Source organism: Pseudomonas sp. UME65 (genome assembly GCF_014170225.1).
GTDB classification, from domain to species: domain Bacteria; phylum Pseudomonadota; class Gammaproteobacteria; order Pseudomonadales; family Pseudomonadaceae; genus Aquipseudomonas; species Aquipseudomonas protegens.
Genome location: NZ_LZZQ01000014.1, coordinates 588,772 through 605,020, shown reverse-complemented (window position 1 = coordinate 605,020; position 16,249 = coordinate 588,772). Strand labels below are relative to the sequence as shown.

Genomic DNA, 16,249 nt, shown 5'->3' with positions numbered 1-16,249 from the left:
CGGCGCAGGGCCCGCCAGATATGCAAATCCCCCCGCTGCGCCGGGCGCAACGGGGGGATGGGGTCCAGCCTGCAGCCTTACTTGATCCGCTGGCCGGGCTTGGCGCCGCTGTCCGGGCTCAGCAGGTAGATTTCTTCACCGCCAGGGCCGGCAGCCATCACCATGCCTTCGGAGATGCCGAACTTCATTTTCCGTGGCTTGAGGTTGGCGATCATCATGGTCAGGCGGCCATCGAGCTTGGACGGATCAGGGTAGGCGCTCTTGATGCCGGAGAACACGTTGCGCTGTTCGTCGCCGATATCCAGGGTCAGGCGCAGCAGCTTGTCGGCACCTTCCACGGCTTCGGCCTTGACGATCAGGGCGACACGCAGGTCGATGGCGGCAAAGGCATCGAAGTCGATTTCCGCGGACAGCGGGTCCTTCACCAGTTCACCGTTGCCTTTAGGGCCACCGGTGTCGGTCTGGCTGGCGGCCAGGTCTTCCTTGGAGGCATCGGTCATGGCTTGCACTTTTACCGGGTCGATCCGCGTCATCAGTGGCTTGAATTCGTTGAGCTGATGGTTGGCCAGCAGTTGCTGGTGGTCGTTCCAGGTCAGCGGGGCCACGTTGAGGAAGGCCTCGGCATCGGCAGCCAGCAGTGGCAGCACCGGTTTGAGGAAGATCACCAACTGGCGGAACAGGTTGATGCCAGTGGCGCAGATGGCCTGGACTTCATCCTGCTTGCCTTCCTGCTTGTTCAGCGACCATGGGGCCTTGTCGGCGATCCAGGCGTTGGCGCGGTCGGCCAGGCCCATGATCTCGCGCATGGCCCGGGCGAAGTCACGGGCTTCATAGGCGTCGGCGATGCTTGGCGCCGCGGCCAGGAAAGCCTCGGTCAGCTCGGGGGCGGCATTGCTGTCCACCATCACCCCGGCATTGCCCTTGTGGATGAAACCGGCGCAACGGCTGGCGATGTTCACCACCTTGCCCACCAGGTCGGAGTTGACCTTCTGCACGAAGTCTTCGAGGTTCAGGTCCAGGTCGTCGACACCACGGCCCAGCTTGGACGCGTAGTAGTAGCGCAGGTATTCCGGCGACAGGTGCTCCAGGTAGGTGCGGGCCTTGATGAAGGTGCCACGGGACTTGGACATCTTCTGGCCATTGACCGTCAGGTAGCCGTGGACGTTGATGCCGGTCGGCTTGCGATAGCCGGCGCCTTCGAGCATGGCGGGCCAGAACAGGGCGTGGAAGTTGACGATGTCCTTGCCGATGAAGTGATACAGCTCGGCGGTGGAGTCCTTGCCCCAGAAGGCGTCGAAATCCAGTTCCGGACGACGGCTGCAGAGGTTCTTGAAGCTGGCCATGTAGCCGATCGGCGCGTCCAGCCACACATAGAAGTACTTGCCCGGCTCATCCGGGATCTCGAAGCCGAAGTACGGTGCATCGCGGGAGATGTCCCACTGCTGCAGGCCGGCGTCCAGCCACTCGGCGATCTTGTTGGCCACGGCGTCCTGCAGGGTGCCGCTGCGGGTCCAGCTCTGCAGCATCTGCTGGAAGTCCGGCAGCTTGAAGAAGAAGTGCTGGGAGTCCTTGAGCACCGGAGTGGCGCCGGAGATCGCCGACTTAGGATCCTTCAGGTCGGTCGGAGCATAGGTGGCACCGCATTTTTCGCAGTTGTCGCCGTACTGGTCCTCGGTGCCGCATTTCGGGCAGGTGCCCTTGATGAAGCGGTCGGCCAGGAACATTTTCTTTTCCGGGTCGAAATACTGGGTGATGGAGCGCGTGGCGATGTGCCCGGCGTCCCGCAGCTTGAGGTAGATCTGGCTCGACAGCTCACGGTTTTCTTCAGCGTGAGTGGAGTGGAAGTTGTCGAAATCCACCAGGAACTCGGCAAAGTCGGCGCAGTGTTCAGCCTGCACGTTGGCGATCAACTGCTCCGGGGTGATGCCTTCCTTCTCCGCGCGCAACATGATGGCCGAGCCGTGTGCGTCGTCCGCGCAGACATAGATGCATTGGTTGCCGCGTAGCTTCTGGAAGCGCACCCACATGTCGGTCTGGATGTACTCAAGCATGTGGCCAAGGTGGATGGAACCATTGGCATAGGGCAGGGCGCTGGTGACGAGGATCTTGCGTGGCTCGGACATGGGGCTCGGCTACTTGATGAAACGGAGGTCGGCCACTATAAAGCGCCGGAGCGGAATTTTCACCCTTCCAGGCACATTGTGCGCAGCAAGCTTTCTCGCCACGAAGGAGTCGGCGGCGTAGGATAGCCGGCTGATTTTCCTGTCTTGTTATCGGAGTTGCCCATGAGCGCCGTCAATCGCGCAGCGGTGGAAGCCGTCCTTCGTCAATACACCGACCCTTACCTGAACCAGGACCCGGTCAGCGCCGGCTGCGTGCGGGACATCGAGGTCCAGGGCGACCGGGTCACGGTCCGCATGGAACTGGGTTATGCCGCCGGCCTGTTCAAGAGTGGCTGGGCGCAGATGCTGCAACTGGCCATCGAGGGCCTGGACGGCGTGAGCTCGGCCAAGGTCGAGATCAGCAGCGTCATTGCCGCGCACAAGGCCCAGGCGCAGATCCCGGGCCTGGCCAACGTCAAGAACGTGGTGGCGGTGGCTTCCGGCAAGGGCGGTGTGGGCAAGTCCACCACCGCGGCCAACCTGGCCCTGGCCCTGGCCCGCGAAGGCGCCAAGGTGGGGATTCTCGACGCCGATATCTATGGTCCGAGCCAGGGCATCATGTTCGGCATCGCCGAAGGCACCCGTCCGAAGATCAAGGACCAGAAGTGGTTCGTGCCGATCGAGTCCCACGGCGTGGAGGTCATGTCCATGGCCTTCCTCACCGATGACAACACGCCGATGGTCTGGCGCGGTCCTATGGTCTCCGGGGCCTTGCTGCAACTGGTGACCCAGACCGACTGGGGCAACCTGGACTACCTGGTGATCGACATGCCGCCAGGCACCGGCGACATCCAGCTGACCCTGGCGCAGAAAGTCCCGGTGGCCGGTGCGGTGATCGTCACCACGCCCCAGGACCTGGCTCTGCTGGATGCGCGCAAGGGCGTGGAGATGTTCCGCAAGGTCAACATCCCGGTGCTGGGCGTGGTGGAGAACATGGCGGTGCACATCTGCTCCAACTGTGGCCATGCCGAGCACCTGTTTGGCGAAGGCGGCGGCGAGAAGCTGGCCAGCCAGTACGACGTCGAGCTGCTGGCCTCGCTACCGCTGTCGATGCTGATCCGCGAGCAGGCCGACGGCGGCAAGCCGACGGTGATCGCCGAGCCGGAAAGCCAGATTGCCATGGTCTACCAGGAGTTGGCGCGGCATGTGGGCGCGCGCATTGTCTTGCAAGAAGCGGCCGCCCCGGCGATGCCCAACATCACCATCAGCGACGACTGAAGCCCCAGGCGGGTGAGTCATGTAGGAGCCGGCTTGCCGGCGAAGGCGTCCTCAAGATCGCTTTCGCCGGCAAGCCGGCTCCTACCGGTGCGACGGCAGGATCAGACCCGCAGGCCGCCGTCCATTTCCAGGATGCGCCCGGTGTAGTAGTCGTTCTCGAAGATATAGGCCGCCGAGTGGGCGATCTCTTCCGGCTTGCCCATGCGCTTGAGGGGAATACCGGCAGTCATCTTCTCCAGGGCCTCGGGTTTCATGCCCAGGGTCATCTCGGTTTCGATAAAGCCCGGGGCAATGCCCGCCACGCGGATGCCGTAACGCGCGAGCTCCTTGGCCCAGGTGACCGTGGCTGCCGCGACCCCGGCCTTGGCCGCGGAATAGTTGGTCTGGCCGAAATTGCCGGCGCGGGAGATCGAAGAAATGTTGATGATCGCGCCGTTGTTTCCGAGCTCGATCATCTTCGCCGCCACTTCCCGGGTACAGAGGAAGACCCCGGTCAGGTTGACGTCGATCACCGCCTGCCACTGGGCCAGGCTCATCTTGGTCATCTGGCCGTCCTTGACCTTGACCAGCAGGCCGTCGCGCAGGATCCCGGCGTTGTTGATCAGGCCGTGGATGGCGCCAAAGTCCTCGGCGACCTGGGCCACCATGTGGTTCACCTGCTCTTCATCGGCGACGTTGCACAGATAGGCACGGGCTTCGACGCCGTGGGTCTTGCACGCCGCGACAGCCTGGTCGAGCTTTTCCTGGTTCAGATCGACCAACGCCAGCCGTGCGCCCCTGGCTGCGAAATACTCGGCCATGGAGCGGCCCAGACCTTGGCAACCGCCGGTGATAATGATTACTTTGTCAGTGAGTTGCATTCGCATGTCCCGCTAGCTGGTCTTGAGGGGAGTCCTTTTCGGGAACCCTCGCTCGGCGGCCGGACCTGGCCTGGCTGCAGATGAGAATTGCCCTGTTGGCGTAGCTGGAACAATGCTCCAGGCGCCCGTCCGTTTTCGACGGATTCTACATAAGGAGTCATAAAGTGAGCGTTGAAGCTGCCAAGAATGCACGAGAACTGCTGCTCAAGGAATATCGTGGGGTGCTGTCCACTCACTCCAAGGCCATGCCGGGATTTCCCTTCGGGTCCGTGGTGCCCTATTGCCTGGACGCCGAGGGCCGGCCGCTGATCCTGATCAGCCGTATCGCCCAGCACACCCACAACCTGCAGAAGGATCCCAAGTGCTCGCTGCTGGTGGGTGAGCGCGATGCCGATGACGTGCAGGCAGTCGGTCGCCTGACCTACCTGGCCGAGGCTGAGAAGCTCGAGGATGAGGCTGCCATCGAAGCCGCAGCCGAGCGTTACTACCGTTACTTTCCCGAGTCACAGAACTACCACAAGGCCCATGACTTCGATTTCTGGGTGCTCAAGCCGGTACGCCACCGCTACATCGGCGGCTTCGGGGCGATCCACTGGGTCGACCAACTGACCCTGGCCAACCCCTTCGCCGGAAAGGCCGAGCTGAGCATGGTGGAACACATGAACAGCGACCATGCCAAGGCCATTGCCCACTATGTCCAGTTGACCGGGTTGCCGGACAACGCGCCGGCGCAGATGGCCGGGATCGATACCGAAGGCATGCACCTGCGCATCGGCCAGGCGTTGTATTGGCTGCCCTTCCAGGCGCCTTGCAATACGCCGACACAAGTACGCGAGGCCCTGGTTTTCCTGGCCCGAGCTGATCAATGGCCGAAAAATCCGCCCCTGGGTGCTTGAATTCACGAATTGGCGACGTCATTTACGGTCTACTGGAAGGCATTCTTCCGCAGAGGAAACCATTTGATGCGCCCTTTTCTGTTGCTCTTTTTACTTTTCCCGGTGCTCGAGCTGTTCGTCTTCGTCAAGGTCAGCGCGGCCATCGGGTTTTTCCCGGCGCTGCTGCTGATCATTCTCGGTTCGATGCTCGGTGTGCTGGTGTTGCGCGTGGCCGGTCTGGCCACGGCACTGCGTGCCCGTGAAAGCCTCAATCGCGGTGAGCTGCCGGCCCAGCAAATGCTCGAGGGCCTGATGCTGGCCCTGGGGGGTGGTTTGCTGATCCTGCCGGGTTTCATCAGCGATGTGTTCGGCCTGCTGATGCTATTGCCGATCAGCCGTCGCCTGCTGGCCAATAAAATGCGCCAGCGTGCCGAGGAGCAGGCCCTGCGCCAGCGCGCCTTTGCCGACGACATGCGTGCCGCCCGTGGCGGCCCTGCGCCCCAGCAGCCGCTGGGCCGCGAGCCCAACGTGATCGAAGGCGAATTCGAGCACCGCGACTCCTGAGTCAGAAGCTCACGTCTCACGGCACCTTCGGGTGCCGTGTTCGTTTTGGCGCCAGCGATGTAAAAAATTTCATCGGCCAGCCCTTGTAATAACCTTATGCGCCCTTATGTAACGGTCACCGCAAGGTTTCTGGTGCTGACACCAGACAGACTTCCGCGGCTCGCTTGTCGAGCCGCACCCGGCAAAGCCGGATTTGCTAACCCGCCGGTATCGACACCGGCCGTTGAAAACCACAATTAGGAGAGATCGACAATGAAGCTTCGTCCTCTGCATGACCGCGTCGTCATCCGTCGCAGCGAAGAAGAATCGAAAACTGCCGGCGGTATCGTTCTGCCTGGTTCGGCTGCTGAAAAACCTAACCGTGGCGAAATCGTCGCTGTAGGTACTGGCCGTGTGCTGGACAACGGTGAAGTACGTGCGCTGGCCGTGAAAGTGGGTGACAAAGTGGTGTTTGGCCCGTACTCCGGCAGCAACACCGTGAAAGTCGATGGCGAAGATCTGCTGGTAATGGCCGAGAACGAGATTCTCGCTGTTATCGAAGGCTGATTTCCCGCGTATTTTCCCGCTACTACACAGTATTTAAGGAATATCGATCATGGCTGCTAAAGAAGTTAAATTCGGCGATTCCGCCCGCAAGAAAATGCTCACTGGTGTCAACGTTCTGGCTGACGCAGTAAAAGCGACCCTGGGCCCGAAAGGCCGTAACGTGATCATCGAGAAGAGCTTCGGCGCTCCGACCATCACCAAGGACGGCGTTTCCGTTGCCAAAGAAATCGAGCTGAAAGATCGCTTCGAAAACATGGGCGCGCAGCTGGTCAAAGACGTTGCCTCCCGTGCCAACGATGACGCTGGCGACGGCACCACCACCGCTACCGTTCTGGCTCAGTCGATCGTCAACGAAGGCCTGAAAGCCGTCGCTGCCGGCATGAACCCGATGGACCTGAAACGCGGTATCGACAAGGCGACCATCGCCATCGTCAAAGAACTGAAGGGTCTGTCCAAGCCATGCGCTGACTCCAAGGCCATCGCTCAGGTCGGCACCATCTCCGCCAACTCCGACAACTCCATCGGCGACATCATTGCCGAAGCCATGGAAAAAGTCGGTAAAGAAGGCGTGATCACCGTTGAAGAAGGCTCGGGCCTGGAAAACGAACTGTCTGTCGTAGAAGGCATGCAATTCGACCGCGGCTACCTGTCCCCTTACTTCATCAACAAGCCGGACACCATGGTCGCCGAACTCGACGGCCCGCTGATCCTGCTGGTGGACAAGAAGATCTCCAACATCCGCGAAATGCTGCCAGTGCTGGAAGCCGTTGCCAAAGCCGGCCGCCCACTGCTGATCGTGGCTGAAGACGTTGAAGGCGAAGCCCTGGCGACTCTGGTTGTGAACAACATGCGTGGCATCGTCAAAGTCGCTGCCGTCAAGGCACCTGGCTTCGGCGACCGTCGCAAGGCCATGCTGCAGGACATCGCCGTTCTGACCGGCGGTACCGTCATCTCCGAAGAGATCGGCCTGAGCCTGGAAAGCACCACCCTGGAGCACCTGGGTAACGCCAAGCGCGTGATCCTGTCCAAAGAAAACACCACCATCATCGACGGTGCTGGCGTTGAAGCGGACATCCAGGCTCGTGTGACTCAGATCCGTCAACAAGTCGCCGACACTTCGTCCGACTACGACCGTGAAAAACTGCAAGAGCGTCTGGCCAAGCTGTCCGGCGGCGTTGCAGTGATCAAGGTTGGCGCTGGTTCCGAAGTTGAAATGAAAGAGAAGAAGGCCCGCGTTGAAGACGCCCTGCACGCTACCCGTGCAGCCGTTGAAGAAGGCGTGGTACCTGGCGGTGGCGTAGCCCTGATCCGTGCTCTGCAAGGCATCAACGACCTGAAAGGCGACAACGCCGACCAGGACGTGGGTATCGCTGTACTGCGTCGCGCTATCGAAGCTCCACTGCGCCAGATCGTTGCCAACTCCGGTGACGAGCCAAGCGTTGTCGTGGACAAGGTCAAGCAGGGTGCCGGCAACTTCGGCTACAACGCTGCTACCAGCGAATACGGCGACATGATCGAAATGGGCATCCTGGATCCAACCAAGGTAACCCGTTCCGCGCTGCAAGCAGCTTCGTCCATCGGCGGTCTGATCCTGACCACCGAAGCCGCTGTTGCTGAAATCGTGGAAGACAAGCCTGCAGCTGGCGGCATGCCAGACATGGGCGGCATGGGTGGCATGGGCGGCATGATGTAAGCCAGCCTTACCCCTGTACTGAAAAAGCCCCGCCGGTGAAAGCCGGCGGGGCTTTTTTATGCCCCGGATATGGGGGGCGCCTGGATCTTCGCGGGCAAGCCTGCTCCACTTCTGTAGGAGCGGGCTTGCCCGCGAACGACTTCAGCGCTGGCTCAGTTCATCCGCCGCTGCCTTGGGCGCCTTCCAGCCCAGCAATTGCTGCTTGAAGCCATAACTGGCGCTCTGGTAGTAGCTGATGCCGCGCTGGATCAACGGATCGCTGTCCGCTACCCGGGATTCCTGGCTGGCGCCCAGGGCCTGGTCATGCCGGCGCAACCCCTGGCGTGGGCTGAGAATCGCCAGGTCCTGGCCGTCGAACAGGCCCAGGTGCTGATAGTTGCCCACCAGCACCCGGGGAGGCAGAGGGTTGTCCTGCAGCAGGTTGCGTCCGAAGAAGGTCGACTCGTAGTCCAGGTTCAACAGGCCCAGCAGGGTTGGCGCCAGGTCGATCTGGCTGGCCAGCTGTGCATTTTCCCGCGCCGGAATCAGCTTGGGCGCATAGATGAACAACGGAATCTGATAGTTGCTGATGGGCAGGTCTTCCTTGCCCGCGCTGCCTGCGGTGTGGTCGGCGACAAACACGAAAATGGTGTTGTCGAACCAGGGCTTCTGGCGGGCTGCCTTGAGGAACTCGCCAATGGCGTAGTCGGTGTATTTGACCGCGCCGTCCCGGCCCTTGCCGGACTTGATGTCGATCCGGCCATCGGGATAGGTGTAGGGGCGATGGTTGGAGGTGGTCATCAGTTGCAACAGGAAGGGCCGCTGCTGTGCGTAGTCGGCGTCCGCCAGCTTCAGGGTCTGGGTGTAAAGGTCTTCGTCGGCCATGCCCCAGGCGTTCTTGAAGTGGATCTCGGATTCCTCGACGCTGCTCTGGTCCACCACGCGGTAGCCGTTGCCGCTGAAGAAGGCATTCATGTTGTCGAAGTAACCTCGGCCGCCATAGACAAACACACTGTCGTAACCCACGGCCCGCAGTTGCTGGCCAAGGCTGGCGAAACCACTTTCACGACCGATGCGCTTGACGATGGAGCGCCCCGGGGTGGGGGGAATCGCCAGGGTGATGGCTTCCAGGCCGCGGTCGGTGCGGGTGCCGGTGGCGTAGAAGTTGTTGAAGTACAGGCTCTGTGCGCGCAACGCATCCAGGTTCGGGGTCAGGTTGCGGTCGTCGCCGTTGCTGCCCATGTATTTGGCGCTGAAGCTCTCTATGGTCACCAGGACGATGTTGGGGGTGCGTGGAGCCCCCGGGTTGTCGATGGCGCGCCGGATATCCAGCGGGTCCTTGCCGATGAAGCGGGCATTGGGTTCATTCAGTTCGGCGCGCATCTGGCGGGCCACCACATCGGCGGGCAGGCTGCGATAGAACTGCTGGTAGTCCAGCTCGTTGTTACGAAAGGCGGCAAAGAACTGATAGGGGCCGTTGCTCGCCAGTTCGTTCTGATAGGCGTTGCCGCCTTGGCTGCGCGGGCTGTCCTGGCTGAGCAGTTGCAGGCTGGCGCCGACCACCAGCAGCAGGCCGAGGGCACTGAGCAGGCGGCCACGCAGAGGCGGCAAGGGCGCATCCAGCGCAGCCTTCAGGGGCTTGCGCAGGGCCAGGCTCAGGGCGATTGCCGCCAGGGCCAGCAGGCTCATGTACAGGCCGATCGGGTAGGACTCGAGAATGTTGTTGAGAACCTCGTCGGAGTACACCAGGTAATCGACGGCGATGAAGTTGAAGCGCACGCCGAATTCATCCCAGAACAGCCACTCCGCCACGGCCGTGAACAGCATGGCGAACAGGCTCAGACTGAACAGGCCCTGCAACAGCCAGCGGTGGCCGCGCCGACGCCACAGGGCGGGTGGGCAGAGCACCAGGTACAGGCCCAGGGGCAGGGCGGCATAGGCCAGGAAACCCAGGTCGTAGAGCAGGCCGACGCCAAACAGCGGCAGCCAGCCGCTACCGGCTTCGTCGAGGTGGGTGAGCAGCAAAATGCCGCGGGTCAGCAGGAAAATCGCCAACCAGGTGCTGGTCAGCAGCAGCACGAAACGCGCCGGAGCTGTCTTGAGAAGATCCATCAGAGGGTGTTCCTTGGGGGCAAATGGCCCGCAGTCTGAGGTTGTCCCTGTAGTCAGCTTGTGAACCGCTGGTGAAAATATTGTTAAGCCCCCAGGCCCGGGAAAACTCTGCCTGGCACCGGCCGACAAGGCTGGCGGCGAGCCGGACTTGGCCTTAAGCTGCGCGAGCCAAGATGGCCGTAACCCTGTACGGAGAGAGTGCCGATGCGAATTCTACTGGTTGAAGACAACCGCGATATTCTCGCCAACCTGGCTGACTACCTGGGGCTCAAGGGCTATACCGTGGATTGCGCCCAGGATGGCCTGTCCGGGTTGCACCTGGCGGCCACCGAGCATTACGACCTGATCGTGCTCGATATCATGCTGCCGGGAATCGATGGCTATACCCTGTGCAAGCGCCTGCGCGAAGACGCCCGGCGTGATACTCCGGTGATCATGCTCACCGCCCGCGACCAGCTCGACGACCGCCTTCAGGGCTTCAAGTCCGGGGCGGATGACTACCTGCTCAAACCCTTCGCTCTCTCGGAACTGGCGGCGCGTATCGAGGCGGTGATGCGCCGTTCCCAGGGTGGTGGCCGTCGGTCGCTGCAGGTTGGCGACCTGAGCTACGACCTCGATACCCTGGAGGTCACCCGCGAAGGCCGCTTGCTCAAGCTCAACCCCGTGGGCCTCAAGCTGCTGGCGGTGCTGATGCAGAAAAGCCCCCATGTACTGCGTCGGGAGATCCTCGAAGAAGCCCTGTGGGGCGACGATTGCCCGGACAGCGACAGCCTGCGCAGCCACGTTCACCAATTGCGCCAGGTGATCGACAAGCCGTTCGCCAAGCCGCTGCTGCACACCGTGCACGGTGTCGGGTACCGCCTGGCCGAGGGCCGAGATGGAGTTTAAGCAGAGCCTTGCCCAGCGCATCATCATCGCCTTTGCGTTGATGAGCGCACTGGTGGCGGGGGCGTTCGCCATGGGCATCGTGGCGACGGTGCACCTGGTGGAGGAGAAGCTCATCTCCGCAGGCCTGGGCGGTGACCTGCAACGCCTGTTGCTGATGGATAACGTCGGCGACTGGAGCCACCGTCCCGAGCCCGACCAGTTGTTCTACTACAGTGGCGGGCGCGGCGACTTCGAGCTGCCCAAGGATTTGCGCCATCTGGATCCGGGTTTCCACGAGGTGTTCCGCGAGGAGTTGTCCTATCACGCCATGGTCGAGGTGGTGGACGGTCGGCGCTATGTGCTGCTGCAGGACCAGAGCGATTTCGAAGAGCGCGAGCGAGTGCTGTTCGCCGTGGTGCTGGTAGGTTTTGTCCTGAGCCTGGCGCTGGCGGTGTTTCTCGGCTGGATCCTGGCTCGCCGGGTGATGGCGCCGGTGGTGCGTCTTGCCCGGCAGGTGCGCCACCGGGATCAACTGCTGGGCCTGGCTCCGCCCCTGGCGCCGGACTACGCGGCAGATGAGGTGGGAGAGCTGGCCATTGCCTTCGATGCAACCCTGGGCCGCTTGCGCCAGGCCTTGAGCCGCGAGCGGCTGTTCACCAGCGACGTCAGTCACGAACTGCGCACGCCATTGATGGTTCTGGCCACCTCCTGCGAGCTGCTGCTGGAGAATCCACGGCTGGACCCCCGTGGGCGAGCCCAGGTCGAACGCATCGCTCGCGCTTGCGACGAGATGCGCGAGCTGGTGCAGACGTTCCTGATGCTGGCCCGAGCCCAGCGTGAAGATGCCAGCATGTCGCCGCAACTGAGCCTGAGCCAGGCGGCCAGTGACTTGACCGGTATCTGGCGCGAAGCCATCGAGGCCAAGGGGCTCGAGCTGATCTTCGAGCCCGGAACCCCAGGTGACAATCGCTACAACGCCACCTTCCTGCATGCGGTGATGGGCAACCTGCTGCGCAACGCCTTGCACTACACCGAACAGGGTTTCATCCGCCTGAGCCTGGTGCCCGATGGATTCGTGGTGGAGGACAGCGGCGTGGGCATTCCCGAGGAGAAGCGCGAGGCAATGTTCCAGCCATTTGTGCGGGGCGATGAAAAGCGTGGAGAAGGCCTGGGGCTGGGGCTGTCCCTGGTGCAGCGGATCTGCGAGAACCAGGGCTGGACTGTCAGCCTCACTACCATGACGCCCAATGGCTGTCGTTTTTTCGTTCAGCTGAACTCGGCCAAGGCCTGATTGTTCTTTCCCGGCCCTGTTTTACGGGGCCGGTCACTTGTCGTTTTTCCTCTTAAGTGGCCCCAGGCCACTGTCCTCAGCCTGTAAAACCCTGAAATATTTCCTCGTTGGACGGTACGAAGTTTTCACAAAGGGATGACCTGTCGCTGACACGTCGCTGCTTAAGGTGGCGCCATCAGTTGCAGGAGACTTTGATGATGGCTACGCCGATCAAGCTGGAATTTTCCGAAAAATACGATGCCCAACACGCCCAGGAATACCTGCTCAAGCACCAGGATGGTCTGGCGCGGCAGTTGTCCCACAAGCGTGACGAACAATTGGCCCGTACTGCGCTGGCCCTGGCGGGAGAGCCCGGGCTGGTACTGGACCTGCCCTGCGGTGCCGGTCGTTTCTGGCCGCTGCTGGCAGAAAAAACCAATCGAGTGATCATTGGCGCTGACAATTCAGCAGCTATGCTGAGTACCGCCACGGTGGCCCAGCCGGCCGACGTGGTAAAACGGGTACGGCCCTTGCAGACCTCTGCGTTTGCCATTGATTTGCCGGACAACGCCGTGGACTGCATTTTCTCCATGCGTTTATTGCACCACATAGGCCAAGCGGAGCACCGCATGGCGCTGCTACGGGAGTTTCAGCGGGTCAGCCGTGACAGCGTGATCATCTCGTTGTGGGTCGATGGCAACTTCAAGGCCTGGAAACGCAAGCGCATGGAGCGCAAGCGCCAGGCTGAAGTTGGGCAGGAGGGTTACCAGAATCGTTTTGTGTTACCGGCGGCCACGGTCGAAGAAGAATTCAGGCAAGCCGGCTTTCGTGTCCAGGAACACCTGGACTTCTTTCCGCTCTACGCCATGTGGCGGGTCTACGTATTACGCAAGAGGTAAGAGGATGGCTGTTGAATGTGCTTCGGAACTGGATGCCGCGCCCACAGATTGCTTCGAATACTTCTGGAATAAACAAGGTGAATGGGTCGAGGAACCCAATCAGCGTCGAGGCGGCGAGAGCGGCGTCCAACGCATTCAAAGCAGTAGCGGCGGCCTGCTCTATGCCAAGCGGCAGATCGGGCACATTCATCGCAGTTGGTTGCACCCTTTCGGGCGACCGACGGTCCTGCGTGAGCGCGAGGCTCTGCAAGGCCTGCGCCTGCTGGACGTGGAGGTCCCGGAACTGGTGTTCTGCGGGGCCCGGCGTGGCCCGGAGCGACAATGGCAGGCGTTGCTGGTCACCGCAGCGCTGGAGGGCTTCATGGAGGTCGACAACTGGTATGCCGCCGGTGGGCGCGAGCGCCATGGTGAAGCCTTTCATGATCGTTTGTTGCAGGCGGTGGCTGCGACCCTGGCGCGCATGCACAAAGGGCGCTGGCAACATGGTTGCCTGTACGCCAAGCACGTTTTCGTACGGGTGGACGGCGAGGGCGAGCAGGCTCAGGTGCGAGTCGCATTGCTGGATTTCGAGAAATGCCGCCAGCGCTTGAGCAGCCGCCGGGCCGCCGCCCATGACCTCAAGCAACTGCGTCGCCATTCGTCGTGGAATGACGCGGACTGGCAAAAGCTCTACTACTTTTACAAGACGGTGTTTGGCAGCCCCATCAAAGGTTTATAGCGATGAAGCTAGAAATTGCACGAGGTTTGTTCCTGGCAGGAGCCTTGGCAGTCGCTTCTTTGGCCGTAGCTGCCTGGGAGCAGCCGCGCACGCAGGTCCTGAGCGCCCAGGGAGACGCCCATTGCCCGTTGCCGCGGGTGGCCAAAGCCTCTGTGGCGGTCAAGCCCGATCATGACCTGTTGCTGTTCATGTTCGGCATGGCTCAAGGATTGAAACCCCAGAGTTGAAGCTTGTTCAGCCCCTAGAAAAAGGCCTCGCAATGCGAGGCCTTTTGTTTGCCCGGAAATGATCAGATCAGATGCAGGTGGTTGTCCCACAGGCCCGCTGGAAGGTCCAGGGGCTTGGCCACGATCTGCGTCTGGCGGCAGTCGTAGAAGCGGCAGCGACCTTGTCCCGAGGTCACCACGAAGCCATCGGCTACCGCTCCGACACCGGCGCAATCGGGCAGCGGGGCGTCGACCCGCACGGCACCGCTGTCCAGGTCCCAGATAAAGAAGCGGTTGCCCCGGGGAGCGGTCAGGGCCACCAGCCGCAGGTCGCTGTGCACTGCCACGCTGGCGGTGTAGTGCCCCATAGCCTGCAATTGTTCCTGGGCTACCGGGAAGGGGGCGAAAGGCTGGCCGGGACGCTTGATCGCCAACAGTTCCGAGGATTCGTGGGCGGCGCCCATGAACTGCTGGCCGGTGACTATGGTGCCGTCGCCGGCAATGCCCATGTGGCGCACGCTGTTCATCTGCTGGGCCAGGGTTTCCTTGCTCAGCAGCGTGCCATCGCGCTGCATCAGGACCAGGCTCGGTTCCATGGCGTCGAGGTTCATCTCCACCCGGCTTTCGGCTTCGGTACGGATACCGCCGTTGGCCACCACCAGGGTTTCCCCGTCGGGCATCCATGACACCTGGTGGGGGCCGATGCCATGGGTGGACAGCTCGCTGTTGTGCACCAGGCGCTCACCCTCGAAGCGGTAGACACCCAGCAGGCCCCGGCCCGGGTCCCGGGTATCGTTCTCGGTGGCGTACAGCCATTCGCCGCTCTTGTGGATCACCGCATGTCCGTAGAAATGCCGGTCCGGTTGCGCGGTCAGGGTCTGCAGGAGCGCGCCGTTGCGCAGGTCGATCAGGTAGCTTTCGGTGCCCGGGCGCCGCGCCACGAACAGGGCGATGGGCAGTTGCGGGTGGTTGATGATGTCATGGCAACGTTGGCCGACCTGGGTGGCAAACACCTGTTTACCGTCCAGTTGATAACCGACGGCGTAATGCTTGCCGTCACCATCGTCCCTGGCCGAAAGCAGCAGGGGCTGCTTGCCCTTTTGCTTGAACAGCGTCCAGCCGCCCAAGGTCACCGCACTGAGCAGCAGGCTGCCCAGCGCCAAAGCCTGACGTCGCAGCATCATCAGTCACCGTCGTTGGCGTTGAAGCCCAGTTGGATCCCCAGCGCCTTGGCCAATTCGCCTTCATGCAGGCGGTGGACCACGTTGAGGCTGTCATACAGGTCGTTGAGTTGCTGGCGGCCAGCGTCGTCGCTGAGCATTTCGGTCAGCGAGCGCTGGGTGCTGGCGAAGAGTTTCAGCGAGGCGGCGTAGGCGGCGTCGATCTTGTCGGCCAGAGGCTTCTGATCGGCAGGCAACAGGCCGCGCAAGCCCTTGTTGTCGACCCCGGCCCAGACTGTCTGGGCAGCGCTGAGGCTGGCTTCCAGGCCCTGCAGGGACGACTGGCTGCGCCAGGCATCGGCCTGGAACGGCTGCGGGATGCCCTTGGTCTGGCGGCCCATCGGCGTGCCGAGCTTCTTCTTCAGGGTATCCAGAGCCGTGACCTGGACCCGCAGCAGGTCGGCGATGGCCTCGTGGGAATCGGCGTACCGCTGGTTGGGGAACTTGCTCATCTGCGCGAGCATGCCGTCGTTGGTGTTCCAGCTCGACAGGATTTCTTCGGCCAGTTGTTTCTGGCGCTCACCAATGGCAGTCAGCAGCGGGCAGTAGCGGGCTTTCTGCGCGCTGTCCGCCATGTCGATCTTGCTGTCGAAGAGGATGTATTCGTAGGCCGACAGCCCCTGCACCACGACGCTGGACTTGGCCAGGGCGGCGGCATCGATCTGCGGGTTGGCGGTGACCAGTTGCTCCACCTGACGGCCCACCAGGTTCTTCTTGTCCGGCCAGAACTGGACCTGCCAGGAGCGGTTGCCCTCGGCCAGTGGGCCGATCAGCAACGGCTGGAGCTCGGCCCAGGCTTTTTGCGCATGGAGGAAGTCGGCCCGGGCGGTGTCCAGGCTTTCCTTGCCTTCACAGAAGGCCAGGGCACTGATGGCCAACTGGCGGTCGGCGTCGACCCAGCGACTGTAGGTCGGCAGGATGACCTGCTTGGCGATGGCCGCCGAGGTGACGGCTTGTGGGTCCTGGGGCGAGCAGGCGCCCAGGGCGAGTGCGGCAAGGCTGGTGAACAGCAGTTTGGGGCGGAACATGTTCGGGCTCCCTTTATTGTGGAGAAAACGTG

Annotated in this window: 15 protein-coding genes; 10 read left to right on the top strand and 5 right to left on the bottom strand. The window is 62.1% G+C overall.

Features of this window, described 5'->3' with window-relative positions; genetic code table 11:
• Window positions 1-77: 77 nt before the first annotated feature.
• The gene (gene metG / locus A9971_RS22900; RefSeq protein WP_015636808.1) at window positions 78-2,123 is read right to left on the bottom strand and encodes a methionine--tRNA ligase; all 2,046 of its coding nucleotides are present in this window, start codon (window positions 2,121-2,123) and stop codon (window positions 78-80) included.
• A 162-nt stretch (window positions 2,124-2,285) separates the two neighbouring features.
• Here metG and apbC point away from each other — a divergent pair, with 162 nt between their 5' ends.
• A complete protein-coding gene (gene apbC, locus A9971_RS22895) occupies window positions 2,286-3,380 on the top strand; it encodes an iron-sulfur cluster carrier protein ApbC (RefSeq protein WP_011063097.1) in 1,095 nt (364 codons plus the stop codon).
• 101 nt (window positions 3,381-3,481) lie between these two features.
• Here apbC and A9971_RS22890 read toward each other — a convergent pair whose 3' ends face one another.
• On the bottom strand, window positions 3,482-4,240 hold the full coding sequence (locus tag A9971_RS22890; protein WP_183000027.1) for an SDR family oxidoreductase: 759 nt from the start codon (window positions 4,238-4,240) through the stop codon (window positions 3,482-3,484).
• A gap of 164 nt (window positions 4,241-4,404) precedes the next feature.
• Here A9971_RS22890 and A9971_RS22885 point away from each other — a divergent pair, with 164 nt between their 5' ends.
• The 4 genes from A9971_RS22885 to groL all read left to right on the top strand — a co-directional run bounded on the left by A9971_RS22885 (window position 4,405) and on the right by groL (window position 7,918).
• On the top strand, window positions 4,405-5,136 hold the full coding sequence (locus A9971_RS22885) for a HugZ family protein (RefSeq protein WP_015636806.1): 732 nt from the start codon (window positions 4,405-4,407) through the stop codon (window positions 5,134-5,136).
• 66 nt (window positions 5,137-5,202) lie between these two features.
• Complete coding sequence (locus tag A9971_RS22880; protein WP_011063094.1) at window positions 5,203-5,679, top strand: FxsA family protein; 477 nt, start codon at window positions 5,203-5,205, stop codon at window positions 5,677-5,679.
• Between the two features lie 252 nt (window positions 5,680-5,931).
• On the top strand, window positions 5,932-6,225 hold the full coding sequence (locus tag A9971_RS22875) for a co-chaperone GroES (RefSeq protein ID WP_011063093.1): 294 nt from the start codon (window positions 5,932-5,934) through the stop codon (window positions 6,223-6,225).
• A gap of 49 nt (window positions 6,226-6,274) precedes the next feature.
• Complete coding sequence (gene groL / locus A9971_RS22870) at window positions 6,275-7,918, top strand: chaperonin GroEL (RefSeq protein ID WP_011063092.1); 1,644 nt, start codon at window positions 6,275-6,277, stop codon at window positions 7,916-7,918.
• A 141-nt stretch (window positions 7,919-8,059) separates the two neighbouring features.
• Here the strand turns inward: groL and A9971_RS22865 are convergent, their stop codons facing one another.
• Entirely contained in the window at window positions 8,060-10,009 is a 1,950-nt protein-coding gene (locus A9971_RS22865; protein WP_183000026.1) for an LTA synthase family protein, read from the bottom strand.
• A 204-nt stretch (window positions 10,010-10,213) separates the two neighbouring features.
• On the opposite strand from A9971_RS22865, the gene colR reads away from it, so the two are divergent.
• The 5 genes from colR (at window position 10,214) to A9971_RS22840 (ending at window position 13,990) form a co-directional block, all read left to right on the top strand.
• The gene (gene colR, locus A9971_RS22860) at window positions 10,214-10,897 is read left to right on the top strand and encodes a two-component system response regulator ColR (protein WP_011063090.1); all 684 of its coding nucleotides are present in this window, start codon (window positions 10,214-10,216) and stop codon (window positions 10,895-10,897) included.
• Window positions 10,887-12,167 (top strand): HAMP domain-containing sensor histidine kinase, encoded by a 1,281-nt coding sequence (locus tag A9971_RS22855; RefSeq protein WP_011063089.1) that lies wholly within the window; start codon window positions 10,887-10,889, stop codon window positions 12,165-12,167. Before colR ends, A9971_RS22855 begins: the two co-directional genes overlap by 11 nt.
• Window positions 12,168-12,364: 197 nt before the next feature.
• Window positions 12,365-13,045, top strand: a complete 681-nt coding sequence (locus A9971_RS22850) for a class I SAM-dependent methyltransferase (protein WP_011063088.1) — start codon at window positions 12,365-12,367, stop codon at window positions 13,043-13,045.
• Between the two features lie 4 nt (window positions 13,046-13,049).
• Window positions 13,050-13,763, top strand: a complete 714-nt coding sequence (locus A9971_RS22845) for a lipopolysaccharide kinase InaA family protein (RefSeq protein ID WP_011063087.1) — start codon at window positions 13,050-13,052, stop codon at window positions 13,761-13,763.
• A 2-nt stretch (window positions 13,764-13,765) separates the two neighbouring features.
• Window positions 13,766-13,990, top strand: a complete 225-nt coding sequence (locus tag A9971_RS22840) for a hypothetical protein (protein ID WP_041119677.1) — start codon at window positions 13,766-13,768, stop codon at window positions 13,988-13,990.
• A 62-nt stretch (window positions 13,991-14,052) separates the two neighbouring features.
• Here the strand turns inward: A9971_RS22840 and A9971_RS22835 are convergent, their stop codons facing one another.
• Window positions 14,053-15,150, bottom strand: a complete 1,098-nt coding sequence (locus A9971_RS22835; protein ID WP_053160069.1) for a DUF1513 domain-containing protein — start codon at window positions 15,148-15,150, stop codon at window positions 14,053-14,055.
• A gap of 2 nt (window positions 15,151-15,152) precedes the next feature.
• Entirely contained in the window at window positions 15,153-16,217 is a 1,065-nt protein-coding gene (locus A9971_RS22830; protein WP_011063084.1) for an imelysin family protein, read from the bottom strand.
• Window positions 16,218-16,249 lie beyond the last annotated feature (32 nt).

Coding starts and splice junctions, on each gene's coding strand:
- metG (WP_015636808.1), bottom strand. CDS start 2,123: ATGTCCGAGCCACGCAAGATCCTCGTCACCAGCGCCCTGCCCTATGCC.
- apbC (WP_011063097.1), top strand. CDS start 2,286: ATGAGCGCCGTCAATCGCGCAGCGGTGGAAGCCGTCCTTCGTCAATAC.
- A9971_RS22890 (WP_183000027.1), bottom strand. CDS start 4,240: ATGCAACTCACTGACAAAGTAATCATTATCACCGGCGGTTGCCAAGGT.
- A9971_RS22880 (WP_011063094.1), top strand. CDS start 5,203: ATGCGCCCTTTTCTGTTGCTCTTTTTACTTTTCCCGGTGCTCGAGCTG.
- A9971_RS22875 (WP_011063093.1), top strand. CDS start 5,932: ATGAAGCTTCGTCCTCTGCATGACCGCGTCGTCATCCGTCGCAGCGAA.
- groL (WP_011063092.1), top strand. CDS start 6,275: ATGGCTGCTAAAGAAGTTAAATTCGGCGATTCCGCCCGCAAGAAAATG.
- A9971_RS22865 (WP_183000026.1), bottom strand. CDS start 10,009: ATGGATCTTCTCAAGACAGCTCCGGCGCGTTTCGTGCTGCTGCTGACC.
- colR (WP_011063090.1), top strand. CDS start 10,214: ATGCGAATTCTACTGGTTGAAGACAACCGCGATATTCTCGCCAACCTG.
- A9971_RS22855 (WP_011063089.1), top strand. CDS start 10,887: ATGGAGTTTAAGCAGAGCCTTGCCCAGCGCATCATCATCGCCTTTGCG.
- A9971_RS22850 (WP_011063088.1), top strand. CDS start 12,365: ATGGCTACGCCGATCAAGCTGGAATTTTCCGAAAAATACGATGCCCAA.
- A9971_RS22845 (WP_011063087.1), top strand. CDS start 13,050: ATGGCTGTTGAATGTGCTTCGGAACTGGATGCCGCGCCCACAGATTGC.
- A9971_RS22840 (WP_041119677.1), top strand. CDS start 13,766: ATGAAGCTAGAAATTGCACGAGGTTTGTTCCTGGCAGGAGCCTTGGCA.
- A9971_RS22835 (WP_053160069.1), bottom strand. CDS start 15,150: ATGCTGCGACGTCAGGCTTTGGCGCTGGGCAGCCTGCTGCTCAGTGCG.
- A9971_RS22830 (WP_011063084.1), bottom strand. CDS start 16,217: ATGTTCCGCCCCAAACTGCTGTTCACCAGCCTTGCCGCACTCGCCCTG.